This window comes from Klebsiella sp. Lac1, assembly GCF_009825425.1.
Classification (GTDB): domain Bacteria; phylum Pseudomonadota; class Gammaproteobacteria; order Enterobacterales; family Enterobacteriaceae; genus Klebsiella; species Klebsiella electrica.
The window spans coordinates 3,108,545-3,133,025 of record NZ_VJZJ01000001.1; the positions used below are offsets into that span (position 1 = coordinate 3,108,545).

The window sequence follows — 24,481 nt, forward strand, 5'->3', positions numbered from 1 at the left end:
TTCCGGCCTGATTCTGAAATCTCTTTTTTATCGTTTTACTCTGACCTTTTCAGCCTGCCGCAGCGATGCCGCAAGCTGAAACAGGATGAGTTACGCACGCAGCTTGACGTCAATGGCGTCCTGAGTGCGGGTATTGCGCTGGGATTCATGGCTATGCTGACGACCTGAAACATCGAGGATTTCCTGGTTATTCACCAGTTCACCCAGGGTGATATTGTTCAGGAAGCTGGTCAGACGTTCGCTCAGGTCACGCCACAGCGCGTGGGTCAGGCATTTATCGCCGCCCTGGCAGCCGCCTTTACCCTGACAACGGGTCGCGTCAACCGATTCGTCTACTGCGCTGATCACTTCGCCTACGGCGATGCTGCCCGCTTCTTTACCTAACAAATAACCGCCGCCTGGGCCACGTACGCTGGATACCAGACCATTTTTACGCAGACGGGAAAACAGCTGTTCCAGATAGGACAGCGAGATCCCCTGACGTTCAGAAATATCAGCCAACGGAACCGGGCCCGATTCAGAGTTGAGCGCAACGTCCAGCATCGCGGTCACAGCATAACGCCCTTTAGATGTCAGTCTCATGTCTTACTTAACCTCAAACTCGCCCCTGCCCGGGCTTTTTATTAATATGGGTATTGCATAGCAAGGGCAAGTCTGACATTCCCGAGTAATTTGGTCAACTATTTACTTGACTGTTTTAGTCAGGTATTTAACCATCCGTGCGGTCTCTATTTGCCCACGGCGCTGCGCTACCCTACCGACAAAACCGCAGGCCCGTACAAGCGCCGCCGCCGGGCAGCAACGCACGCAATTACTCTTTATTGTTCTGCTCAATCGACGCCAGCATACCACGCAGGATATTCAGCTCCTGGCTTTCCGGGCGCGCGCGGGTAAACAGACGACGCAGTTTGTTCATCACCTGCCCCGGGTGGCTGGCGCGAATAAAACCGGTGGCCAGCAGGGTTTGCTCGAGGTGGCCGTAGAAACGTTCTAAATCATCAACCAGCGGATACGGCGTCTCTTCGTGCCCGACTGCCGGTTCTTCCTGTTCCTGGGTAGCCAGCCAGGCCATACGCACTTCGTAGGCGATAACCTGCACCGCCATCGCCAGGTTCAGCGAGCTGTATTCCGGGTTTGCGGCAATAGCCACATGATAGTGACATTTCTGCAGCTCATCGTTAGTCAGCCCAACGCGTTCGCGGCCAAAGACCAACGCAACCGGTGCGTGCTGCCCTTCCGCCACGCTCTTCAGACCGCACTCGCGCGGGTCAAGCATCGGCCACGGCAGAGTACGTGAACGAGCACTGGTTCCCACCACCAGGCTGCAGCCGGCCAGGGCTTCATCCAGGGTATCGACGATCTGCGCATTGCCAATCACGTCACTGGCGCCAGCGGCCAGCGCGATAGCCTGAGAATCCGGTTTAACCAGCGGGTTAACCAGCCACAGATTAGTTAACCCCATGGTTTTCATGGCCCGGGCAACGGAACCCATGTTTCCAGTATGTGATGTTTCTACCAGTACGATTCGAATATTTTGCAGCATTATGGTTCTTCGGCTAAAGATTATTCACGCATGCTATCATAAAACGAAGACATAGGCAGAATTCGCTGTTACTATATGCGCCGTTTTTTCCCGTTCTTTAACATCCAGTGAGAGAGACCGATGCATCCGATGCTGAACATCGCCGTGCGCGCAGCGCGCAAGGCGGGTAATTTAATTGCCAAGCACTACGAAACCCCAGACTCCGTAGAAACCAGCCAGAAAGGCAGCAATGATTTTGTGACCAACGTCGATAAAGCAGCTGAAGCGCTGATTATTGAAACCATTCGCAAATCTTACCCGCAGCACACCATCATCACCGAAGAAAGCGGTGAACACGCAGGTGAAGATCAGGATGTTCAATGGGTTATCGATCCACTGGATGGCACCACCAACTTCGTCAAACGTCTGCCCCACTTCTCTGTTTCCATCGCCGTACGCATCAAAGGCCGTACTGAAGTCGCGGTGGTTTACGATCCAATGCGTAACGAACTGTTCACGGCGACCCGTGGTCAGGGCGCACAGCTGAACGGCTACCGTCTGCGCGGCAGCAACGCCCGCGATCTCGATGGCACAATCCTGGCGACCGGCTTCCCGTTCAAAGCGAAACAGCACGCAACAGCGTACATGAATATTCTCGGTAAGCTGTTTACCGAGTGTGCTGATTTCCGTCGCACCGGTTCTGCCGCGCTGGATCTGGCTTACGTGGCCGCAGGCCGCGTTGACGGTTATTTTGAAATTGCGCTGAAACCGTGGGATTTTGCCGCAGGCGAGCTGATCGCTCGTGAAGCGGGCGCGCTGGTCTGCGATTTCACCGGCGGTCACAACTACCTGATGAGCGGCAACATCGTGGCGGGCAATCCGCGCGTTGTGAAAGCCATGCTGGCGAATATGCGTGACGAACTGAGTGAAGCGCTGAAGCGCTAATTCTTCTCCCCTCACCCCGGCACACGGGGTGAGGGTGCTCCTTAAAAGGGTCGTAAGCCCCCGCCGACAGGCGCCGCACTGCTCCACATCACCAGCGCCGCAACCAGTAAAATCACACCGCCGGCCAATGCCAGCGTCGCCCAGGCAACGTGTTGCCACAGCGGTGGCGTCTTATTGCCGCTGAGCTTAACGGCCAGTTGCCGGAAACCATGAACCAGCAGCGCCAGCCCGCTAATGGTCAACGACGTGCCTGCCGCCATCGCCAGTGCCGCCGCAATTCCCCAGTTAAACACGCCGATCACTTTACTAAACAGCAGGACCATAATCGCCCCGGAACAGGGCCGCATCCCCATCGAGAGGATAATGACCAGCCGCGCGCGCCAGTCATCGCCGCTTTGGAGTTGTTCCGGTGCCGGCATATGCTGATGCCCGCATCCGCACTGGGCATGATGAACGTGGTGCGGCGTAAAGGCGGTAAATGTCGGTCGCCGCAGCGCGGCCCGCAGCTTTTTCAGCGCCCGCCAGCACAACAGCAGACCCAGCGCCCCCACCAGCAAATAGCTGCCTTTCTCCAGCCAGAAGCTACTGAGATGCAGTTGCCTGGCCGGCAGTTGCAGGAGGGTTAACACCACCACCACCAGCGCAATCGCCACAACGCCCTGCAGGAGCGAGGCCGCCAGGGTCAGCATGATACTGGATTTAAGTTTTGCCGGATGAGTTGCCAGCCAGGTGGTAATCACTATCTTGCCATGCCCTGGCCCCAGGGCGTGCAGCACGCCGTAGATAAAACTAAACGCCAGCAGCGAGAACCCCGCCGCAGAGGGGTTTTCCGCAACGGCTTTCAGCAGACGGCTCAGCTCAAGATTCAACGCCCGCTGCCAGATGGCGCTTTGCAGCAAGACCTGCGGCCAGGCCTGCCACAGCCAGATCCCCGCGGCTGTCGCCAGCAGCAAAAACAGCGCCAGCGGCCACATCTGGCGCAGGCGCGAAGTGCGTGCGGCGTGAGAGAAAATTACGGACATGTCAGCGTCACCTTCTGCGCAAAGTAGGTTCCCAGCTCCATATCTTCCGGCGGCGCGTCGGCCTTATCGAGAGACTGGGCAAAGGCCGCCATTTTTTCATTCGGTTCCGGCGTGACCACCTTGACCTTGCATGTCGTGCGCAACGCGGCGGGCAGCGTGACATCGCTCGCTTTGTCATAGTGCATATCGACATAATAGGTCGGATCAAAGGTCGACAACGTTAGCGTCTGTCCGGCCAGCGGCTGAGGTTTTGCCAGCGGCAGCGTAAACGTCAGCACCGCCTGGTGCCCATCGCGTTCAAGACCATAGCCATCAGGCCGATTATCAAACTTCACCCGCTGGCCGTTATGCCAGAGCTCGCTGAAGTAATGCTGACCGAGCACGTTGGCCATCACCTCCGCCGCCAGTTTTTTCCACACTTCATCCCCAGGCTTTGCCTGCCCCGCATCGTAGAGCAGGTCTGCCGAAGTGATTTCATCCATCGTCCAGCGCATTTTAAAACCGGTGAGCAGCCCGTTGTCCGCCACGACTTCCGTTTTCAGGCTAATGAAGCTATGCGGGTGCGCCAGCACACTAAATGATAAAACCATGAAAAATGCCGCACTGGTGCATTGTTTCACTCTCTTCATCCGTTCCTCACGCGAAAAATTCTGTGAACTTAGCCAGCAATCCTGACGTAAAGGCGCCGGACTGCCCTGCTCTCCATTTATCCATTAGCTATTCTTAGCAAAAATCCTAACTGGGCCCCACCAGATGATGACCGTCATTGAACCACCATCTGCGCTTTCCAGTCCACAGCGCCGTAGTCAGGTACTGCTGATGTTTTATCTCCCCGGGCAGCCGGTGACGCCAGAACGGCTTAGCCACATCAACCAGGTTGATGAGTCAACGGCCCGGCAGGATATCGCAGAGACCGCACGCGAAATTCAGCGTTACCACCGACTGACGCTTTCGTCGCAGGTGGACGGCAGCTACCGGATTGAAGGTGCCGTCATCGATCAACGTCTGTGCCTGCTGCACGGCCTGCGGCGAGCGCTGCGTTTATGTCCGCATTTTATTGCCCACCATTTTACACCGGCATTAAAAACGCAGCTTAAACTACAGGGCATTGCGCGAACGCTGTATGACGACACCAATCTGCGGGCGCTGGTCAACCGCTGCTCGCGGATGCTCAACCGGCAGTTTGACTGTCGGGATATTCATTTCCTGCGCCTGTATCTGCAATATTGCCTGCTGCAACACCATCTTGGGCTCACGCCGGATTTTACCCAGGAGCAGCAGCGCTGGACGCAGCAAGCGGCGGAGTTCGCGCTCGCCCAGGAGATCGTTCGCCACTGGCAACGCCGGGTCGCCAGCACACCGCACGCCGGCGAACAGCTGTTCCTGACGCTGCTCTTTATGTTGTTGAAAACGCCCGATCCCATCCGCGACAGCCATCGCCAGGACCGGCGGCTGCACCTGGCCATCGACCGCTTAATTCATCGCTTCCAGGATTTAGCAGGACGGCCATTCAGCGATGACCAGGGACTGAGCGATCAGCTTTATATTCATCTGTCGCAGGCGCTCAACCGCAGCGTTTTCGCTATCGGTATTGATAACGCGCTGCCGGAAGAGATTAGCCGCCTCTACCCGCGTCTGATGCGCACCACCCAGGCCGCGCTACGCGAGTTTGAAGCGACCTACGAGATTACGTTTAATCAGGAAGAGGTGGGACTGATTGCGGTGATTTTCGGCGCATGGCTGATGCAGAAAAGCGATCTTCATGAGAAACAGGTCGTGCTGCTCACTCACGACAATCCTGTTCTGGAACAGGCGCTGGAACTTCAGTTGCGTGAACTGACGCTGCTGCCGCTCAATATCAAATACCAGAGCGTGCGGGATTTTGAGAAAGAAGGGGCGCCGAAAGGTGTGGCGCTGGTCGTCACGCCGTATGCCACCGCGCTACCGCTGTTTTCGCCGCCGCTGTTTCACGCTGAAGAGATGTTCAGCGTGAAACAGCGGCAGCATATTTGTAAAATGCTGGAGGATTAGGCAACCGCTTTTGGCCGCAGCACCAGTGCCGGGAGGGCCACCAGCGCCATCACCCAGAATACGCCCTGGTGCAGGTGCTGATAGAGGAAGCCAGCGAAAACCGTCATCACCGCGATACTGCCGCCCATCGCCACGGCGGAGTAGACCGCCTGCAGGCGTATCACTTCGCTGCCCTGGCGCGCGGAGATATAGCGCATCGCCGCCAGGTGGCAGACCGTAAAGGTGCCGCAGTGCAAAATCTGGGTGACGATAAGCCACGGTAATGCCGTGGTCGCGCCCATCAGCGTCCAGCGCAGCAGACCGCACACGGCCGAAAGCAGCAGCAGTTCCCGGGCGCTGAAGCGACTGAAGACTTTTTTGCTCAGCGCAAAGATAACCACTTCCGCCACCACGCCCAGTGACCATAAATAGCCCACGGCAGAGGCCGAGTAACCGGCTTCCTGCCAGTAAATCGCGCTGAAGCCGTAGTAGGCGGCGTGCGCCCCCTGGAGCAGACAGACGCAGGCGAGAAAGCGCCAGCTTTGCCGTATCAGCGACAGCCAGGCCGCAACCCCTGCCCCTTCCTGATGGCGAGACGCCCCTTGCGGCATCACCGAGGGTTTCAGCAGCATCCCCAGCAGCATAGAAGCGACGCCGAGGCTGAGCAGCAGCAGAATAGCCCGATAGTCAAACAGGCTGACCAGCTTACCGGTGAGCGCCGAACCGATAACAAACGCCACCGAGCCCCACAGGCGCACCCGCCCGTAGTCCATAGTTATCTGTTTTTGCCAGGTGTTGGCCAGCGCATCGGTCAGCGGCACCAGCGGAGAGAAAAAGAGGTTGAACCCCACGATCACCACCGTCAGCCAGGCAACGTGGTTCCCGGCCCAAAAGGCCAGGGCAAACAACAGCGCCAGTAGCGCGAGGAGACGCAGGGCGGAAATCAGCCGCGAGGGATCGCTGACCCGCGGCGCGATCAGCAGGCTCCCCAGGAAACGGGCCACCAGCCCGGCACCCAACAACATACCGATGGTTTCCGGCGTTAAGCCTGTCCCTGCCAGCCAGACGCTCCAGAAAGGCAGGAAAATGCCGTAGCTGAAAAAATAGGTGAAGTAACTAAGCGCCAACCAGCGCGTGGAGTGCAAGACCATGATTCCCTCCCGAATGGAGGCGATAGTCTGGCGATAAAGCGCCACGGGCGCAAGGCGAGGATTTATCTATGCCTCACCAAAGAGTACCTGATTTACCGCTATTTTCAGCGACCATGAAACGGTATCGCCCGCCCCTAAGACAACCAGACCGGGCTGCCCTTCCATATTATGCGCGTCAACCGGATGGCTCTGCGGCTCAAGGCAGATAAACGGTTCACCCGGCATCCGGAAAAGCATCAACCAGGGAGTTTGCGACGAAATCGTGACAGACATCACATCTCGTTGAATGCTTGCGACGCCGCCCCAGCCGGAGTAACAAACGTTTAACCAACTATCATCACCGTAATTCGCCTGCGAGAAATCGCCTCCAGCTGGCAGCTCTCCGCGCCAGCTTAGCGGTAAATGCAAGTCGCCTTCCGGCCAGTGTCCGCTCGCCTGAAACTGTACCCGGCTGTGCCTGTCGAAGGCGAAGAATGGGTGAAAACCACCACCGTACGGCATTGGCTCATCCCCACAGTGAACGAGGGTCATAGTGGCGATAAGAGTCTCTTGCTGCAGTTCGTAACGTATCAGTGCCAGATAATCGAATCCGCAGGAATGTTTCTGACGCAATTGCAGTACACAATGACAGGAAGATTGCTCTTTAACTTCCCACGGTTGTAACCAGCCATCGCCATGCAAGAAGAAACGTGCATCCGCATGATGACTGGGCAACCTGACTTCACGTCCACGAAACAGAAAACGATTATCTGATACGCGGTTCGCCATCGGTATCATCGGGAACATGCCGCCGGCAGGATTATCATATAAAACTGCAATCTGGCATTGACGGGCAAACAGGCTTTGTACCTTGCCGCCCAGTGGGTTGACGCGCATCCGAAGATGCGCGTTTTCCAGAAGAAAGCTATCCGCCATTAGCGTATCTGCTCCTGTTTCATCGCCTGCCTACCAGCATGACGCTGCGCCAGTTGCTCTTCCAGCGCTTCCAGAGTTACACCTTTGGTTTCCGGAACATTGCGCAAAATGTAGAGATAGCCTGCTGCGCAAATCACGCCATACAGAATGAAGCTACCTGCGGCTCCCAACCCGGCATTGAGCAACGGGAAGGTATAGGTTAACAAGAAACAAGCAATCCATAATGCCAACGTCCCGAGCGACATAGCCAGGCCACGTACGCGATTGGGGAAAATTTCCGATAGCAGCACCCAGGTGACCGGGGCGAGCGTTAATGCATATATAGCAATCGCCGCCAGCACCAGAATAAGTACAGGTAAGCCCAAAATTCCCAGACCATAGGCTGCACCGATTAACGCGTAAATAATAGTCAGACCAGCCGCCCCCAGCAGCATCAGTTTGCGGCGGCCGATTTTATCGACCAGCGGTAACGCCGCGATGGTAAAGACCAGGTTGATAAGTCCGGTAGCAACGATTGATTTCAACGTACTGTTAATATCAAACCCGGCAGAGGCAAAAATCTCCTGCGCGTAGTTGAAAATGACGTTAATCCCACACCACTGCTGGAACATAGCCAGGACGATGCCAATCACGATGATCGGACGTACCTTAGGCTCCAGCAGAGCTGACCAGGAGACTTTTTGCGTATCTTTACTGAGGGTGTGCTCAATATCACGGATAGTTTCATCGGCGTAGCGCTGATTACCGATACGCATCAGCATTTGATGAGCACGCTGGCTTTTGCCTGCACGTACCAGCCAGCGCGGAGATTCAGGAACAAAAAACATCAGTACCAGAAAGACAACTGCAGGAACGATGCCAGATCCAAACATCCATCGCCAGCCCACCTGCCCGTTCCAGCTGGCACTAATTTCTGCAAGCGTGGCACCGCTCGCTACCGGCTTAGCAATCATCAGATTAACCAACTGAGCCGCCAGCACGCCAATAACAATCGTCAATTGGTTGACCGCCACAAAACGTCCACGCTGTGCTGCGGGGCTTATCTCAGCGATATACATAGGGCTTAGCGCGGATGCCAGACCTATGCCAAGACCGCCGACAATACGCCAGACGACAAACATATCAAAGCTGTGGGCAAGCGCGGTTCCCCAGGCAGACAGCGTAAACAATGTTGCGGCCATAATCAGAGGCAGTTTGCGGCCAAATTTATCGGCGCACCATCCGGAGGCCAGCGCGCCAAACACACAACCCACTAGCGCTGAACTCATTGCCCAGCCGGACTGTGCCGGGTCGGTAATAGAGAAATAAGCTTCGTAAAACGGTTTTGCTCCGCCGATGACCACCCAGTCATAGCCAAACAGTAAACCACCGCAGGCGGCAACCAGACAGATAGTCCAGACGTAGCCCATTTTAAGATGTGTCTGCGCGTTATTCATATCGATTCCTCTTTAAGGGAAACGCAGGGAACAGTAGGGTTGGCGGGACGTACCCGCCAGTTTGAGGTTCAGGAAAAGATGCCGCTTTGCAAGGCATGGTTAATCAGATGCGCCTTATCATGAGCAGGATTGATCGCCAACAGTTGCTGTATTGCACGCTGGTAGTGGGCTATATTCCCCAATCCCAGATGCCCCAACGCTTCAATGAAAAGACAATGCTGTTGATGTTGCTGCTGCGCTGGCATATCCAGGACCACCAGATCAGGTAGCGAAACGGCGAAGAAGTCGGCTTGTGGGACGTCGTCCTGGTGACATTGAGCCCAGGTGATAAAGTTCCGGAAATGCTGCACGGCCTGCGCTTCATTGCCACACTGGCGCATTGCCATTCCCTGCCAGAAGAGATAATCAGCGGGTTGATCGTTATAGTAGCGTCCGGCATCCAGCGTAGTACCGCCCTGGAGCGCGCGGTGGTAGTATGCCGTCGCTTGCTGAGTTTCCCCGCTTTGCGTCGCGCAATAACCGAGCAGATACCAGATGTCGTTATCTGTCTGCCCCGGTAGTCTCCCCTCCCCAAGGTTATAGGGGTAGCACAACGCCTCCTCCAGGTGTTGAATAGCCTGCGGCAACGTCCGGCTCTCAATTGCCTGTAAGGCACTGTGCAACTGATTAAGTAGATACTGGCCGGTCACTTTGCCCTCCCCACCTTCCCAGGGATGAAACATTCGTGTGCGCAAAATATGTGCGGCATCGGCATAACGCCCGCAACTGTTCCACAAACTAAGTAACTCAGCAGTAAGATCATCACGCTTCAGGGCGACAGAACGGTTCTCCTCCAGATGACGTAATCGCTCGCGAACGGAGGTGCCGGTCAGCTTACTGAGATAATCAAGTTCGAACCGAAAACGAGCATTTTCAGGTTCGAGAACGACCGCCTGGCGGAGTCGAGCCATTGCCTGCACCGAATCATGTTGTTTGTTCCAGGCATACACACCAAGCAAACGATGCGCTGGCGCATAATTCGGGGCTTGCTCCAGGGTCTCATGCCAGCAAGCAACCGCCTCGTCGTAGCGTCTTTTGCTATACCAGAAGCACCCCAACAGATAACGGGCAAAAGCACTGTCATCCAGTTTCTGCAACATCTGGACTTCATCGAGCGTATTAGGGAAGCGTACCCGTAACGTGTGGCAGTGCTGGGCCAATGAGATAAAGCGCTGGCGCTCGCTGGCTACCTCGCTTAATGCCGCTCGCCACAACATTGGAATGCCCTCCTGACAATCGAGGATCGCTAACACCGTTTTTGCGCTCTGTTTCTGCCCGATAGAAAGCAACCATCCAGCAAGCAGACTGGCATTAATACCTCTACGACCAGTCACCCGCAGCAGGCTATCGCGCGCCTCATCGTCCTGATTGATCATCCAGCGAACACAATGCAACGGGTAGCTTAGTGGATATTGTTCAAGACATACCGATATGTAATTCAGGGCCTCACTGCCGCGTTGTAATTCCGCCAACGCCAGTGCTTTAAGCGCCATTGCCATATGATTACTGCCATTAAACCGGAGGCTAATGTCCACTTTTTCTAACGCCTCTGCGATATCACCGCGCTTCATTGCCAGTCGCGCAAGCGACCAGTAGGCCGCATCACGACAATTTCCACTCCACGAAGCCTTGTAATAGTGATCCCATGCATTGGTTTCATCGCCCTGTCTTTCCAGAGCGCTAGCGAGCAACATGCTGGCTTCACCATCCCGAGGGTTTTTATTCAGACGATGGGCGCGCAGCAGCGCAGCCCGGGCACATTGCTCCGCCAACGACCAGTCAGCAGCGTTAAGCGCCAACGTGCCGAGGGCAACATTATTGCGATAATCCTGTGGATCAAGCGCTAGCGCCCGGCGATAGTAATCGGCAGCATAGCGGCTGGCATGGTTGTACTGCTCCAGGTGCTGGCCTATGAAATAAAGCTCATCCCCGTTATCGATCGCTTCCGGCATAGCTGGTGCCATTGCAGGATCGGGTAATGGCGTTTGCTGCGCCTGATGCTCCTGATACTTCAGTAATAGTTCGCCTTCCCTGTTTTTTACCTGCAGAGTTAAGCGCGCGGCGTCCTTCTCCTGCAGAGTTTGCAACCAGCTTTCACCGGGTTTTAACGTTAGCTGAGTTTCATAAAGAGGCTGCTCATCCGCACTCAGCTCCACAACAATATTTTCCAGTGGAGCAATCGCATAAATCCCTAATTGCAGCTGTTGAGCTTCACGAACAAGTTTGAGAGCAAGTCGCGTATTCGCATTTTGCACATTTCCCAGCTCACTGTAAGGAAGGAAATTTTGCACAAAAATTTTCTCTTCATACGGGTCAAGCCAGGTGAAATCCGGTTGGTTATCGGTAAATACACCGGTCATCAGTTCAATATAGGGGCCATTATTGTCGGTCAGATTCCGATCCCACGCCTGACCGAAATCACCATGGCCCCAGCTCCACTGTTTTTTGCCTGGCGAGACATGGTGGTCGGCGACATGCAAGAGCCCGCCGCGTTCATCATGATGAAAAGCACCGACAAAGTCGTAATCCGATTTTTCCGCCATATAGGAAGTCGGTACGGGGACATTCTTATAGCGGGAAATATCCACCCCAGCCGAGTAATCAACCTTATAATAAGTGCCCGTGGCAACAGGGAATGCAGAGACATCGCGCTTGCCATGGTCGAAGACGGCGGTCACATCGGGAGGGAACACGCTCTGATGTGCATCGCCGCCTTTGACTGCCGGATTGGCCCACCACAAGAAATGCCGCGGCGTGGCATTGCCGTTAAAAACCTTACCTGTAATTTCGATTAGTGCGCGGTCGGGATAAAGGGTAAATCCAGTCATAACCTGCAAACCACGCATAGGTTCCGCCTCCCCCATCCATACGGTTTGCGTACCGTCTTGCCCCTGCTGGATCGTAAAATCAACGGGCATAAACGTTGTCGGCCGATGGTGTTGGGGCCAGTTAAACTCAATACCGCCGGAAATCCATGGACCAAGTAACCCCACCAGTGCAGGCTTCACAACCTCGTTGTAGTAGACAAAATCACGTTGCTTAACCTTATCGTAGGCACGATGGATACGTCCGCCGAGCGCCGGAAGGAGCATGATGCGAATAAAATCATTTTCCATCCATACCGCATGATAATCACGCAACTCACGCTCACCGGTTAACGTATCAATCACGCCATAGGGGTACACACTACCCGAAGAACCTTGATAGACCCGTTTCTCAAGGAACATCGGGTTAGGATCCTCCGCCCCCGTTGTCCACGTCGGTAATGTAATCGTTTCCTGCCAGACCTTAACCGCGCCGTACATATCGATCTCCACTAAATGAAATGAAGTAAAATATTCAATACGTCGAGTTTATATTCCTGTTTAGCTGTTAAAATGCACAACGCTCACGCAATATAGTTAAGAGAGTTAAGTGTATGCAGCGAACTGGTTTCAATAATGTTCAGGTCAGGCAAGTCAATAAATCTATCTTTCTTGCCCATCTGTGGCGGGAAAAACAGCTTAGCAAATCGCAACTCTCGCAGCTCAGCGGGTTATCCATTCCGGCCGTGAGTAATATTCTCGAAGAACTCCTCGGTGAAGGCTTGATCAGCCACTCCAGCGAAAAAATGAGTCGCAGAGGCGTAAATAGCGGAAGTTTTCAGATTCCATTGCAACGGGCGTGGACGCTTTGCATGAACATCACGCCAACTAGCATTGAGTACCAGCTTGCTGATGCGCGCTTGCTGGCCGTAGACGGCCACCAGCATATACGGATTGATGCCCCCACCCCGCAGGCTCTGCTCATCGCAATTATCGAATGCTGGCGACACATTCATCGTCAATATCCGGAACGCACAATCAATCTCGCGCTGGGTGTTCATGGTCAGGTGGATCCCGTGACCGGCGTCTCTCAAACCATGCCGCAGGCGCGCTGGAAGAGTCCAGTTGAACTAAAATACTTGCTTGAAGAAGAACTCGGCGTTCAGGTAAGAGTCGACAACGACTGCGTCATGCTGGCGCTGGCGGAAAAATGGCAAAATGAAGGACAGTATCGCGACTTCTGCGTGATCAACGTCGATTACGGTATTGGCTCGTCATTTGTCATCAACGACCAGGTCTGGCGCGGTAGCCTTTATGGCAGCGGCCAGATTGGACACACCATTATCAATCCTGATGGCGTTGCCTGTGACTGCGGGCGCTATGGCTGCCTGGAAACGGTGGCCTCGCTCAGCGCATTGAAAAAACAGGCGCGGATATGGCTTAAAACGCAGCCCGATCTCGCCGATAATCCCGATGCGCTGACCATCGATGCCCTGATCGAAAAATGGCAGCAGGGTGATTCCCGCCTTCATACCTGGGTGGAAGACTCCGCAAACGCCATCGGGCTCAGCCTCTACAACTTCCTGAATATATTAAATATAAACAATATCTTATTGTACGGCCGCAGCTGCGGATTTGGTGAAGCGTGGTTGAATACCATCATCAGGCAGACAGGCTTTAACCCTTTCGATCATCGCGACACGCCGCGCACCAGAGCAACGCAAATCGGCTTCGGACAGCTGAGTCGTCAGCAACAACTGCTTGGCATTGGCTATCTGTATGTGGAAGAGCAACTGCAGACATTACGTTGATCGCGATGGTCAAAGAATCAGCGGCAATTTATAACCATGGCGGCCACATCTGGTCCTGAAAGACAAAACGCCCGATGACGTGCATCGGGCGTTACAACGCTGAAAAGTGCCAACCGGCGACAAACCAGTCAGGATGCCATCAAACAATGGGAGCTATAACCGCTCACAGCGCGTTTTCACAATATCAATAAAATCACGCAGCGCAGGCTTCAGCTCACCTTTTTTCCATACCATCAGCAGGGCAATGGTCGGCACCTCGCCGGCCAGCGGCCGGAAAACGACCTGCCCGGTGTTAAAACTCTGCATATAACCGGGGATCAGGGACACGCCGAGCCCCATGCCAACCATGTTCATGGTGACCAGAATATTGGTCGCCATCTGCACCACGTTGAGCTGGCAGCGCTGCTCTGTAACCCATTTATCTACAATAGCGGCCAGCTCGCCGGAATAAGCGGGGTCGGTGCTGACAAAATTAACCCCGTTTAGCTGCTCTGCGGTGATTTCACGTTCCCGCGCCAGCGGGTGTGTGGCAGGCATCACCACGACCAGCGGTTCGTGGAAAAGCGCGAGAGACTCAATTTTCGGGCTATAGACAGGATGACGCATCAACCCCACATCCAGCTCGCCGCTGAGTAGTTTCTCTTCCTGCTGAGTGGTGATCAAACTGACCAGCTCGATGTGGGTTTCCGGCTGGCGCAGACGGAGTAGCGGCATCACCATCGGCAACAGATTGACCTCTGCCGAAGGTACAAAGCCAATGACCAGATGATTGTTCTGTATAGCGGCGCTACGCGCGCGGATTTTCGCCTGTTCGGCCTGATCGAGAATGGCCCGCGCATCAGCAAGAAAACTCTCGCCTGCGGCGGTCAGGGTCACTGTACGCTTATCTCTTTCCAGCAACGAGACGCCCACGCACTGTTCCAGGTCGCGGATCTGGCTGCTGAGGGACGGCTGCGATGTGTGCAGTTTTTCCGCTGCGCGGGTGAAATTCAGTTCCTGAGCAACCGCGACAAAGTAGCGAAGGTGTCTCAGTTCCATCCCCCCTCCTTGTCATAGATAAAACGTCTCAGCTGGTAGAAATTAAGTATTTTACATAACAACAACCAATTAGCAACATAACAAAGACACAAGAACCAGAAGGTCAATACCTCTTACCCACGAGATAATGATATGACCACGAAAACACCTGTAGACATCTACTCACTGATCGACACCCATAACGGTAGCGTGACCCCGCTTATCTATACCGACCCTGATATTTATCAACTGGAGCTTGAGCGTATTTTCGGTCGCTGCTGGCTGTTTCTGGCGCACGAGAGCCAGATCCCCAAAGCAGGCGACTTTTTTAACACCTACATGGGCGAAGATGCGGTAGTTGTCGTTCGTCAGAAGGATGGCAGCATCAAAGCATTTTTGAACCAATGCCGCCACCGCGCAATGCGCGTAAGTTACGCCGATTGCGGCAACACCAAAGCGTTTACCTGCCCATATCACGGATGGTCGTACGGTATCAACGGCGAACTGATTGATGTGCCGCTGGAGCCGCGCGCCTACCCGCAAGGGCTGTGTAAATCCCACTGGGGCCTGAACGAAGTGCCCCGCGTTGAGAGTTATAAGGGGTTGATTTTCGCCAACTGGGATACATCTGCCCCCGCGCTGCTGGAATACCTTGGCGATATGAAATGGTATCTGGACGGGATGCTCGATCGCCGCGAAGGCGGCACCGAAATTGTCGGGGGCGTACAGAAATGGCTCATCAACTGCAACTGGAAATTCCCGGCAGAACAGTTCGCCAGCGACCAGTACCACGCCCTCTTCAGCCACGCCTCCGCCGTACAGGTGCTGGGCGTAAAAGATGATGACAGCACCAATCATCTCGGCGCTGGCCAGACCGCGCGCCCGGTGTGGGAAACGGCGAAAGATGCGCTGCAGTTCGGTCAGGATGGTCACGGCAGCGGCTTCTTCTTTACTGAGAAACCGGATGCTAACGTCTGGGTCGATGGCGCAGTCTCCAGCTATTACCGCGATACCTACGAGGAAGCTGAACAGCGGCTGGGCAAGGTGCGTGCCCTGCGTCTGGCGGGTCACAACAATATTTTCCCCACCCTCTCCTGGCTGAACGGCACCGCTACGCTGCGCGTCTGGCATCCGCGCGGGCCGGATCAGGTCGAAGTGTGGGCTTTCTGCATCACCGACAAAGCGGCGTCTGATGAGGTCAAAGCCGCCTTTGAAAACAGCGCTACCCGCGCCTTTGGTCCGGCAGGATTCCTCGAGCAGGACGACTCAGAGAACTGGTGTGAAATTCAAAAACTGCTGAAGGGCAACAAGGCGCGTCACAGCAAGCTCTGTGTACAAATGGGCCTCGGTCAGGAAAAGCGCCGCGAAGATGGTATTCCGGGCATCACCAACTATATCTTCTCGGAAACCGCCGCGCGCGGGATGTATCAGCGCTGGGCCGATTTGCTCTCCAGCGAAAGCTGGCAGGAAGTGAACGAGAAAACCGCTGCCTGGCAGCAGGAGGTGATGAAATGAGCGCCCCGGTCTCTTTAGAACTGCATCATCGCATCGCCCAGTTTTTGTATCTGGAAGCCTCACTGCTGGACGACTGGCGCTTTCGCGACTGGCTGGCTCAACTCGACGACGAGGTAGTCTATACCATGCGCACGACGGTGAATGCGCAAACCCGCGATCGTCGCAAAGGCAAGCAGCCGCCGACGACCTGGATTTTCAACGACAACAAAGATCAGCTTGAACGTCGCATCGCCCGTCTCGAGACAGGAATGGCGTGGGCGGAGGAACCGCCGTCGCGCACCCGCCATATGGTCAGCAATATTCAAATCACCGAAACTGACCAGGCCGATGTGTTTGCCGTGCGCGTCAACTACCTGCTGTATCGCGCCCAGAAAGAGCGCGACGAAACCTTTTACATTGGAACGCGCATTGACAAAGTGCGACGCCTGGATGGCGAACAGTGGCGTCTGCTGGCACGCGAAATCGTGCTCGACCAGGCGGTGATCACCTCCCACAACCTGAGTGTATTGTTCTGATGAGCCGTGTATTTGCCTGCTCCACCGAGGAGCTGCCGGAGGGTGAAGCGCTCCGGCTGGAAACATCCCCTGTCATTGCCCTGTTTCACGTTGGCGGGGAATTTTATGCCATTAACGATCGTTGCAGCCACGGCAACGCATCAATGTCCGAGGGATATCTGGAAGACGATGCGACCGTGGAGTGCCCGCTGCACGCCGCCAGCTTTTGTCTGAAAACCGGTAAAGCCATGTGCCTGCCCGCCACCGATCCCGTCGCCACTTACCCGGTTTATGTCGAAGGCGGTGAGGTATTTGTTGATATCCCGGAGGAAGCGCAATGAGCGATTTAAAAGATGAAGTGATTTTTATCACCGGCGGCGGCTCCGGTTTGGGGCTGGCGCTGATCGAGCGTTTTATTGAAGAGGGCGCGAACGTGGCCACACTGGAACTGTCCGCCGCCAAAGTCGCCAGTCTGCGTCAGCGTTTCGGCGAGCATGTGCTGGCGGTGGAAGGTAACGTCACCTGCTACGCCGACTATCAGCGTGCCGTCGAGCAGATCCTGATCCGATTCGGCAAGCTGGACTGTTTCATCGGCAACGCGGGCTTATGGGATCACAACGCCTCGCTGGTCACGACCCCCGCCGATGCCCTGGAGAGCGGCTTCCACGAGTTGTTTAACGTCAACGTATTAGGTTATTTACTGGGCGCGAAAGCCTGCGCACAGGCGCTGATTGCCAGCGAAGGCAGCATGATTTTCACCCTGTCGAATGCAGCATGGTACCCCGGCGGCGGCGGCCCGCTCTACACCGCCAGCAAACATGCCGCCACCGGGTTAATTCGCCAGCTCGCCTACGAACTGGCACCGAAAGTGCGCGTGAACGGTGTCGGGCCATGCGGGATGGCGAGCGACCTGCGCGGCCCGCAGGCCCTGGGACAGAGCGACACCTCGATTATGCAGTCGCTAACAGCGGAGAAAATTGCCGCCATTCTACCGCTGCAATTTTTCCCTGCCCCGGCTGACTTCACCGGACCTTACGTCATGCTGGCGTCGCGGCGCAACAATCGGACGTTAAGTGGCGTGATGATCAATGCTGATGCCGGCCTGGCAATTCGTGGCATCCGCCACGTTGCCGCCGGTCTGGATCTCTAAGGAGACACCATGAATAATGAAATCATTGCCATTATTGGCGGCGGTCAGGCCGCCGCGATGGCGGCGGCGTCTCTACGCCAGCAGGGGTTCAGCGGCGAACTGCATCTCTTTTCGGATGAGCCGCACTTGCCCTATGAGCGCCCGCCATTGTCGAAAGCAATGCTGCTGGACGATAGCCCGCAGCTTCAGCCGGTGCTTGCCCCCGAGTGGTGGCCGGCGAATAACGTGCAGTTACATTCAGGAGTGACGATTCGCCAGCTTGATCGCCAGGCGAAAACGGTGCTTCTGGCAGAGGGTCAAACCTACCGCTGGACGAAACTGCTCATCGCAACCGGCGCGGCAGCGCGCCCGCTGCCGTTGCTGGACAAGCTGGGCGACCGTTGCTTCACGCTGCGCCATGCCAACGATGCTGCACGCCTGCGCCCTGTACTGGAGGCAGGAAAATCGCTGGTGATTGTTGGTGCGGGAACCATTGGCCTGGAGCTGGCCGCCAGCGCCACCCTGCGCGGCTGTCAGGTCACGGTGATTGAACTTGGGCCGACGGTAATGGGCCGCAATGCCCCACCGCCTGTGCGCGACTACCTGATACATCGCCACCAGCAAGCCGGCGTGCGTTTGCTGCTCAACAGCGCTATTGAACACATTGAGGCGAGCGACAACCTGACGCTGACGCTACAGAGCGGCGAACAACTTCAGGCCGACGCCGTGATTTACGGTATCGGTATCGTCGCGAACGACGCCCTCGCCCGTGACGCCGGGCTGGAAACGGCCAACGGCATTGTGGTGGACGAACGCTGTAACACCTCCGATCCTGCTATTTTCGCTGCCGGAGATGTGGCCTTGACGCGTCTGGCCGATGGCACCCTGCATCGCGTTGAAAGCTGGGAAAACGCCAACGTTCAGGCGCAAATCGCCGCGGCAGCCATGTTGGGGCAGGAGCTACCTGTCGCGGCGCCGGGCTGGTTCTGGACCGATCAATTCAGCGACAATTTGCAGTTCGTCGGGGATATGCAGGGTGAAAGCTGGTGTTGTCGGGGCGACCCTGAGCAGAAAAAAGCGATTTGGTTGCAGTTACGTGGCGGTAAGTTAGTCGGGGCCGTTGCGCTCAATCAGGGGCGCGAAGTGCGCGTACTGCGCAAGCTGATTCAATCGGGCAAACCGCTTTCAATTGAAGCATTGACCGATGAGAGTATCGCGCTTAAATCTCTGTAAGGCCGGGTTAAAAGGTCGCGCTGCGACCTTTTGCGTATTTGACAAACATAACGGTACATAGCATGGCAGAGTGCCTCATTGTGTATTACGTTTAAATCACGCACCTTCACAACGGATTGATTATGAACACGCTACGCTATTTCGACTTTGGCTCTTCCCGTTCTGTTCTGCTGCTGATCGCCCGTATTGCCGTCGTGCTGCTGTTTATTATATTTGGCTATCCCAAACTGATGGGCTTTAGCGGTACGGTACAATATATGGCCTCCTCCGGCGCTCCGCTTCCGACGCTATCGGCTATTATCGCGATTTTGATGGAGGTTCCGGCGGCGATCCTGATTGTCCTCGGTTTCTTCACCCGCCCGCTGGCGGTTATCTTTATTTTTTACACGCTCGGCACGGCCGTCATTGGCCATCATTACTGGGATATGAGCGGTGATGCCGTACTTCCCAATATGATTAACTTCTACAAAAACATCAGTATCGCTGGAGCCTTCTTGCTTCTGGCCATCACGGGTCCGGGCGCTATCTCCCTCGACCGTCGTTAATCTCTGCACGCCGAACGTAAAAAAGGCCGCACTGGCGGCCTTTTTCTCTACGCTTGCGTCGTTAAACGTTACGCATAAACCGGGAAGCGCGCGCAGATATCCAGCACTTTCCCCTTCACGCTCTCAATGACCGCTTCGTCATTGATGTTGTCCAGCACGTCGCACATCCAGCCAGCCAGCTCTTTTACTTCCGCTTCTTTAAAGCCGCGACGGGTGACCGCCGGAGAACCGATACGGATACCGGAGGTCACGAACGGGCTCTTCGGATCGTTCGGTACGCTGTTTTTATTGACGGTGATGTTAGCACGGCCCAGCGCAGCGTCAGCTTCTTTACCGGTCAGGTTTTTATCGACCAGATCCAGCAGGAACAGGTGGTTTTCAGTCCCGCCGGACACCACTTTGTAGCCGCGGCTCAGGAACACTTCCACCATCGCTTTGGCGTTTTTCGCAACCTGCTGCTGGTAGACTTTGAACTCTGGCTCCATCGCTTCTTTCAGCGCCACCGCTTTACCCGCGATAACGTGCATCAGCGGGCCGCCCTGAGCGCTAGGGAATACGGCAGAGTTCAGTTTTTTGTACAGCTCTTCGCTACCGCCCTTCGCCAGGATCAGGCCGCCGCGCGGACCCGCCAGGGTTTTATGGGTCGTGGTCGTGACAACGTGAGCATGCGGAACCGGGTTCGGGTAAACGCCTGCGGCAATCAGACCCGCAACGTGGGCCATATCAACGAACAGGTATGCGCCGATGCTGTCAGCGATTTCACGCATTTTTGCCCAGTCAACGATACCGGAGTAAGCAGAGAAACCACCGATGATCATTTTCGGTTTGTGTTCCTGAGCCTGCTTCGCCATGTCTGCATAGTCGATTTTACCCGACTCATCGATGCCGTAAGGAATGATGTTGTACAGTTTGCCGGAGAAGTTAACCGGGGAGCCGTGAGTCAGGTGACCGCCTTGCGCCAGGTTCATACCCAGAACGGTATCGCCCGGTTGCAACAGCGCGGTGTAGACCGCGAAGTTAGCCTGAGAGCCGGAGTGCGGCTGCACGTTCGCGTAGTCAGCGCCAAACAGTTCTTTTGCACGGTCAATCGCCAGTTGTTCAACGATATCAACGTATTCGCAACCGCCGTAGTAGCGCTTGCCCGGATACCCTTCGGCATATTTATTGGTCAGCTGAGAACCCTGAGCCTGCATAACACGCGGACTGGTGTAGTTCTCGGAGGCGATCAGTTCGATGTGCTCTTCCTGACGTACTTTTTCCTGCTCCATAGCCTGCCACAGTTCGGCATCATAATCGGCAATGTTCATTTCACGCTTTAACATCCGCATCTCCTGCTCAGCTAACAATAAATTACAGCTCTAAAAGGGGGCCTTTTTGGGCGACGGCCCACAGTATAACCGAATCGTTCTGTGATAACAGGTCTTGACAAATGATTTTACGCAAACGATTGGCTACCCATGACACAAGGCTTTGAGCAATAACGACTCAACGATTATCAACGGATTTCTTTTCAGGTTTGTGATGCAAATTGTTCATGTTGTTAGCGCGACGGGGAAAAGCGTTAAGGAACCATTTACAGTGCAGGGTTATTTTTATAAGATGCATATAAAATACATCATTTAAATAACATCAAAGGAAGCTGCTATGCTCGACGCCCAAACCATCGCAACGGTTAAAGCCACTATTCCCCTGCTCGTCGAAACAGGACCTAAGCTGACCGCCCATTTTTACGATCGCATGTTTGCCCATAACCCGGAGCTCAAAGAGATCTTCAACATGAGCAACCAGCGTAACGGCGATCAGCGTGAAGCGCTGTTTAATGCCATTGCCGCTTATGCCAGCAATATCGACAATCTGCCTGCCCTGCTGCCTGCCGTCGAGAAAATCGCGCAGAAACACACCAGCTTCCAGATCAAACCAGAACAGTACAACATTGTCGGCGGCCATCTGCTGGCGACGCTCGACGAGATGTTCGGTCCGGGCCAGGAAGTGCTTGACGCATGGGGAAAAGCCTACGGCGTGTTGGCCAATGTTTTTATTCATCGTGAATCTGAAATCTACCAGGCTAACGCCAGCAAAACCGGCGGCTGGGAAGGCACGCGCGCGTTTCGTATCGTGAAGAAAACCCCGCGTAGCGCCCTGATTACCAGCTTCGATCTGGAGCCGGTAGACGGCCAGCCGGTGGCGGATTACCAGCCGGGCCAGTATCTGGCGATTTGGCTGAAACCGCAGGAGTTTGCATATCAGGAAATTCGCCAGTACTCGCTGACCCGCAAGCCAGACGGCAAAGGCTACCGAATTGCGGTTAAACGCGAAAACGGCGGCCAGGTCTCAAACTGGCTGCACAACGCGTCGCAGGAAGGGGATATCGTGCATCTGGCTGCGCCGGCGGGAGACTTCTTCCTCGTCGTTGAGCCAAAAACGCCGGTGACGCTTATCTCCGGCGGCGTCGGCCAGACGCCGATGCTGGCAATGCTCGACACGCTGGCAAAAACGCAGCATACGGCCCAGGTGAACTGGTTCCATGCGGCGGAAAATGGCGATGTCCATGCGTTTGCCGACGAGGTTGCCACGCTCGGCGCCAGCCTGCCCCAATTCACCTCCCATATCTGGTATCGCACGCCGACCGAAGCCGACCGCCAGGCGGCACGCTTTAACAGCGAAGGTCTGATGATGTTATCGGATCTGGCTGACACGCTGCGCGACCCGCAGATGCAGTTCTATCTGTGCGGCCCGGTAGCCTTTATGCAACATGCGGCGAAACAACTGGTGGCGCTGGGCGTTAATCGCGACAACATTCACTACGAATGTTTTGGCCCACATAAAGTGATATAACCCGTCCTCCCGATCGGCCATGCCGATCGGGAGTGGTTCAGCCACGTTCAGGGAGCACCATACTGCTCTCGTCCCCACTGCAACGCGGTATTAATCAACCGCTCCAGCAACTGCTGCGCCTGCTGCGCTTTCTCCGGAAGATAAGCAAAGCTCTCTTCATCCATATAGCTGCACTGAGCCATTTCCAGCTGTACCGCATGAATATGGTTCGCGGGATCGCCGTAGTGGCGGGTGATATATCCGCCTTTAAAGCGGCCGTTAAGTATCCGGCTGTACTGCGGGAACGCCTCGCAGCCTGTCAGCAGCGCCTGACTGAGCTGCGTCGAACAGCTGGCGCCGTCCGCCGTACCGAAGTTCAGATCCGGCAGGCGCCCTTCGAACAAGCGCGGCACCACGGATTTAATCGAGTGCGCATCCCACAACAGCGCATAGCCAAATTTCTCACGCAGGCGCGCCAGTTCAGCGGCCAGCGCCTGGTGATAAGGCTGCCAGACGTGTTTTAAGATAGCCTCTTTCGCCGCCGCGTCAGGCGCGCCGCCCGGCACAAACAGGGCTTCGCCGTCAAAAAAGATATCGGTAAACAGTCCGGTCGTCGCCGTGCTGTAGAGCGGTTTATCATCGGCCGGGCGATTGATATCCACCACATAGCGGGAATAACGGGCACATAGCGTGCTGGCCCCCATGTCGGCGATGGTCTGATAGAGCACAGGAATATGCCAGTCGGTATCTTCCAGACGTTTCGCCCTCGGCGTGAGTCCCTGGGCGACTTCGGGGGTTAATAACGTTCCCGGATGGGGCATACTGACCAGCAGCGGCAGGTTCCCCTGCCGGAAATCAAACGCCTTAATCACAATAAACCTCCTTACCTTGATAAATCACCTGTTTCGAAAGGGAGCCCCCCAGCCAGTAGCTCAGCTCCGCCGGATGGGCGATATCCCACGCCACAAAGCTGGCCTCTTTTCCGGCTTCCAGAGAACCGCAAACCGCATCCAGCCCCAGCGCCTTCGCTCCGTTAAGCGTCACCCCAGCCAACGCCTCTTCCGGCGTCATGCGAAACAGCGTACAGGCCATATTCATCATCAGGCGCAGGGACAATACCGGCGAGGTGCCGGGATTTAAATCGCTGGCGAGGGCAATCGGCACCCGGTACTGGCGCAGCAGATCCAGCGGCGGTAGCTGTTTCTCACGCAGGAAGTAATAGGCGCCCGGCAGCAGTACCGCCACCGTCCCATGGCGAGCCATCGCGGCGATATCTTCTTCGCACAAATATTCCAGATGGTCCGCCGACAGCGCGTGGTAGCGAGCGGCCAACGCCGCCCCATGCTGTCGCGTCAACTGCTCGGCATGGAGCTTCACTGGCAGCCCAAGCTCCCGGGCCTTCTGAAAGACCCGTTCCACCTGCGAGGGCGAAAACGCCAGGTGTTCGCAGAACGCATCCACCGCATCCACCAACCCTTCCTGATGCAGGTCCGGCAGCAGTTGTTCGCAAATAGAGTCAATCCAGGCATCTGCCCGATCCTGATACTCGACGGGCACCGCATGGGCCGCCAGACAGGTACTGCGCACGGTCAGCGGCAATGTGTCGCCTAAACGGCGGATCACCCGCAGCATTTTACGTTCGTTAGCCAGATCCAGGCCGTAGCCGGATTTAATTTCCAGCGCCGTTACGCCGTCCCGGCACAACGCCCCGATACGCTGCCTCGCGCTCTCCAGCAACTGGCTTTCGCTGGCCTGTCGCGTGGCGTTGACCGTACTGGCGATACCGCCGCCGGCGGCCGCGATCTCCGCATAGCTCGCCCCGTTAAGACGCATTTCAAATTCCCGGGCCCGGTCGCCGCCAAACACCGCGTGGCTATGACAATCCACCAGCCCCGGCGTGACCACCCGGCCCTGCAAATCCACCCGCTGCGCGACGGGTAGGTCCGGCAGTTCCGCCCGCTTGCCGACCCATAACAGCGCTGCGCCGTCGGTCAGCATCGCGCCATCGTCAAGCAACTGATAATGACCCGCGGCCATGGTGGCAATCCGGCAGTGGTGCCAAAGGGTATACATGGCGTT

At 55.8% G+C, this 24,481-nt stretch carries 22 protein-coding genes; 10 read left to right on the plus strand and 12 right to left on the minus strand.

The features are described 5' to 3' along the window. Window positions 1–90: 90 nt before the first annotated feature. Entirely contained in the window at window positions 91–582 is a 492-nt protein-coding gene (iscR, locus tag FNY10_RS15080) for a Fe-S cluster assembly transcriptional regulator IscR (RefSeq protein ID WP_041146727.1), read from the minus strand. Between the two features lie 229 nt (window positions 583–811). Then, window positions 812–1,543, minus strand: coding sequence for a tRNA (cytosine(32)/uridine(32)-2'-O)-methyltransferase TrmJ (gene trmJ, locus FNY10_RS15085; RefSeq protein ID WP_100683324.1), 732 nt, complete (start codon window positions 1,541–1,543; stop codon window positions 812–814). Between the two features lie 120 nt (window positions 1,544–1,663). Between trmJ and suhB the strand changes: the two genes are divergently transcribed. Further along, window positions 1,664–2,467 carry an inositol-1-monophosphatase gene (gene suhB, locus FNY10_RS15090; RefSeq protein ID WP_131048772.1) on the plus strand — a complete coding sequence of 268 codons (804 nt, stop codon included), beginning with the start codon at window positions 1,664–1,666 and terminating at the stop codon, window positions 2,465–2,467. Window positions 2,468–2,508: 41 nt separating this feature from the next. Here suhB and FNY10_RS15095 read toward each other — a convergent pair whose 3' ends face one another. Next, window positions 2,509–3,489 carry a nickel/cobalt transporter gene (locus FNY10_RS15095; RefSeq protein ID WP_160703006.1) on the minus strand — a complete coding sequence of 327 codons (981 nt, stop codon included), beginning with the start codon at window positions 3,487–3,489 and terminating at the stop codon, window positions 2,509–2,511. Further along, window positions 3,480–4,118 carry a DUF1007 family protein gene (locus FNY10_RS15100; RefSeq protein ID WP_100683327.1) on the minus strand — a complete coding sequence of 213 codons (639 nt, stop codon included), beginning with the start codon at window positions 4,116–4,118 and terminating at the stop codon, window positions 3,480–3,482. Before FNY10_RS15100 ends, FNY10_RS15095 begins: the two co-directional genes overlap by 10 nt. A gap of 124 nt (window positions 4,119–4,242) precedes the next feature. Between FNY10_RS15100 and csiE the strand changes: the two genes are divergently transcribed. After that, complete coding sequence (gene csiE, locus FNY10_RS15105) at window positions 4,243–5,520, plus strand: stationary phase inducible protein CsiE (RefSeq protein ID WP_160703008.1); 1,278 nt, start codon at window positions 4,243–4,245, stop codon at window positions 5,518–5,520. Here csiE and FNY10_RS15110 read toward each other — a convergent pair. The 4 genes from FNY10_RS15110 to FNY10_RS15125 all read right to left on the minus strand — a co-directional run bounded on the left by FNY10_RS15110 (window position 5,517) and on the right by FNY10_RS15125 (window position 12,345). Continuing rightward, complete coding sequence (locus tag FNY10_RS15110; RefSeq protein ID WP_160703010.1) at window positions 5,517–6,650, minus strand: 3-phenylpropionate MFS transporter; 1,134 nt, start codon at window positions 6,648–6,650, stop codon at window positions 5,517–5,519. The genes csiE and FNY10_RS15110 overlap by 4 nt on opposite strands. A gap of 66 nt (window positions 6,651–6,716) precedes the next feature. Next, window positions 6,717–7,565 (minus strand): aldose 1-epimerase, encoded by an 849-nt coding sequence (locus tag FNY10_RS15115; RefSeq protein ID WP_160703012.1) that lies wholly within the window; start codon window positions 7,563–7,565, stop codon window positions 6,717–6,719. Next, complete coding sequence (locus FNY10_RS15120) at window positions 7,565–9,001, minus strand: sugar porter family MFS transporter (RefSeq protein ID WP_100683331.1); 1,437 nt, start codon at window positions 8,999–9,001, stop codon at window positions 7,565–7,567. Before FNY10_RS15120 ends, FNY10_RS15115 begins: the two co-directional genes overlap by 1 nt. Window positions 9,002–9,069: 68 nt before the next feature. Continuing rightward, window positions 9,070–12,345: a DUF5107 domain-containing protein gene (locus tag FNY10_RS15125; RefSeq protein ID WP_160703014.1), complete on the minus strand. Its 3,276-nt coding sequence runs from the start codon at window positions 12,343–12,345 to the stop codon at window positions 9,070–9,072. A gap of 113 nt (window positions 12,346–12,458) precedes the next feature. On the opposite strand from FNY10_RS15125, the gene FNY10_RS15130 reads away from it, so the two are divergent. Further along, window positions 12,459–13,655, plus strand: coding sequence for an ROK family transcriptional regulator (locus FNY10_RS15130; protein WP_160703016.1), 1,197 nt, complete (start codon window positions 12,459–12,461; stop codon window positions 13,653–13,655). Window positions 13,656–13,808: 153 nt separating this feature from the next. On the opposite strand, the gene hcaR is transcribed toward FNY10_RS15130, so the two are convergent. Beyond that, window positions 13,809–14,693 (minus strand): DNA-binding transcriptional regulator HcaR, encoded by an 885-nt coding sequence (gene hcaR / locus FNY10_RS15135; protein ID WP_100683334.1) that lies wholly within the window; start codon window positions 14,691–14,693, stop codon window positions 13,809–13,811. A 132-nt stretch (window positions 14,694–14,825) separates the two neighbouring features. Here hcaR and hcaE point away from each other — a divergent pair, with 132 nt between their 5' ends. From hcaE to FNY10_RS15165, 6 genes are all read left to right on the plus strand, one after another. Continuing rightward, the gene (gene hcaE, locus FNY10_RS15140) at window positions 14,826–16,187 is read left to right on the plus strand and encodes a 3-phenylpropionate/cinnamic acid dioxygenase subunit alpha (RefSeq protein ID WP_131048759.1); all 1,362 of its coding nucleotides are present in this window, start codon (window positions 14,826–14,828) and stop codon (window positions 16,185–16,187) included. Next, entirely contained in the window at window positions 16,184–16,702 is a 519-nt protein-coding gene (gene hcaF / locus FNY10_RS15145) for a 3-phenylpropionate/cinnamic acid dioxygenase subunit beta (protein ID WP_131048758.1), read from the plus strand. The genes hcaE and hcaF overlap by 4 nt, the downstream gene beginning before the upstream one ends. Continuing rightward, window positions 16,702–17,022, plus strand: coding sequence for a 3-phenylpropionate/cinnamic acid dioxygenase ferredoxin subunit (gene hcaC, locus FNY10_RS15150; RefSeq protein WP_100683337.1), 321 nt, complete (start codon window positions 16,702–16,704; stop codon window positions 17,020–17,022). Before hcaF ends, hcaC begins: the two co-directional genes overlap by 1 nt. Beyond that, a complete protein-coding gene (gene hcaB / locus FNY10_RS15155) occupies window positions 17,019–17,831 on the plus strand; it encodes a 3-phenylpropionate-dihydrodiol/cinnamic acid-dihydrodiol dehydrogenase (RefSeq protein ID WP_100683338.1) in 813 nt (270 codons plus the stop codon). Before hcaC ends, hcaB begins: the two co-directional genes overlap by 4 nt. A gap of 9 nt (window positions 17,832–17,840) precedes the next feature. Continuing rightward, window positions 17,841–19,043, plus strand: a complete 1,203-nt coding sequence (gene hcaD / locus FNY10_RS15160) for a phenylpropionate dioxygenase ferredoxin reductase subunit (RefSeq protein ID WP_160703018.1) — start codon at window positions 17,841–17,843, stop codon at window positions 19,041–19,043. Window positions 19,044–19,165: 122 nt separating this feature from the next. Further along, window positions 19,166–19,588, plus strand: a complete 423-nt coding sequence (locus tag FNY10_RS15165; RefSeq protein WP_100683340.1) for a DoxX family protein — start codon at window positions 19,166–19,168, stop codon at window positions 19,586–19,588. Between the two features lie 68 nt (window positions 19,589–19,656). Here FNY10_RS15165 and glyA read toward each other — a convergent pair whose 3' ends face one another. After that, on the minus strand, window positions 19,657–20,910 hold the full coding sequence (gene glyA / locus FNY10_RS15170) for a serine hydroxymethyltransferase (RefSeq protein ID WP_100683341.1): 1,254 nt from the start codon (window positions 20,908–20,910) through the stop codon (window positions 19,657–19,659). A gap of 322 nt (window positions 20,911–21,232) precedes the next feature. Here glyA and hmpA point away from each other — a divergent pair, with 322 nt between their 5' ends. Then, the gene (hmpA, locus tag FNY10_RS15175) at window positions 21,233–22,423 is read left to right on the plus strand and encodes an NO-inducible flavohemoprotein (RefSeq protein ID WP_160703020.1); all 1,191 of its coding nucleotides are present in this window, start codon (window positions 21,233–21,235) and stop codon (window positions 22,421–22,423) included. Window positions 22,424–22,470: 47 nt separating this feature from the next. On the opposite strand, the gene hutG is transcribed toward hmpA, so the two are convergent. Together hutG and hutI are read right to left on the minus strand one after the other, a co-directional pair. Beyond that, window positions 22,471–23,274 (minus strand): N-formylglutamate deformylase, encoded by an 804-nt coding sequence (gene hutG / locus FNY10_RS15180; RefSeq protein ID WP_131048755.1) that lies wholly within the window; start codon window positions 23,272–23,274, stop codon window positions 22,471–22,473. Next, window positions 23,267–24,475 (minus strand): imidazolonepropionase, encoded by a 1,209-nt coding sequence (hutI, locus tag FNY10_RS15185; protein WP_160703022.1) that lies wholly within the window; start codon window positions 24,473–24,475, stop codon window positions 23,267–23,269. Before hutI ends, hutG begins: the two co-directional genes overlap by 8 nt. Window positions 24,476–24,481: the final 6 nt, after the last annotated feature.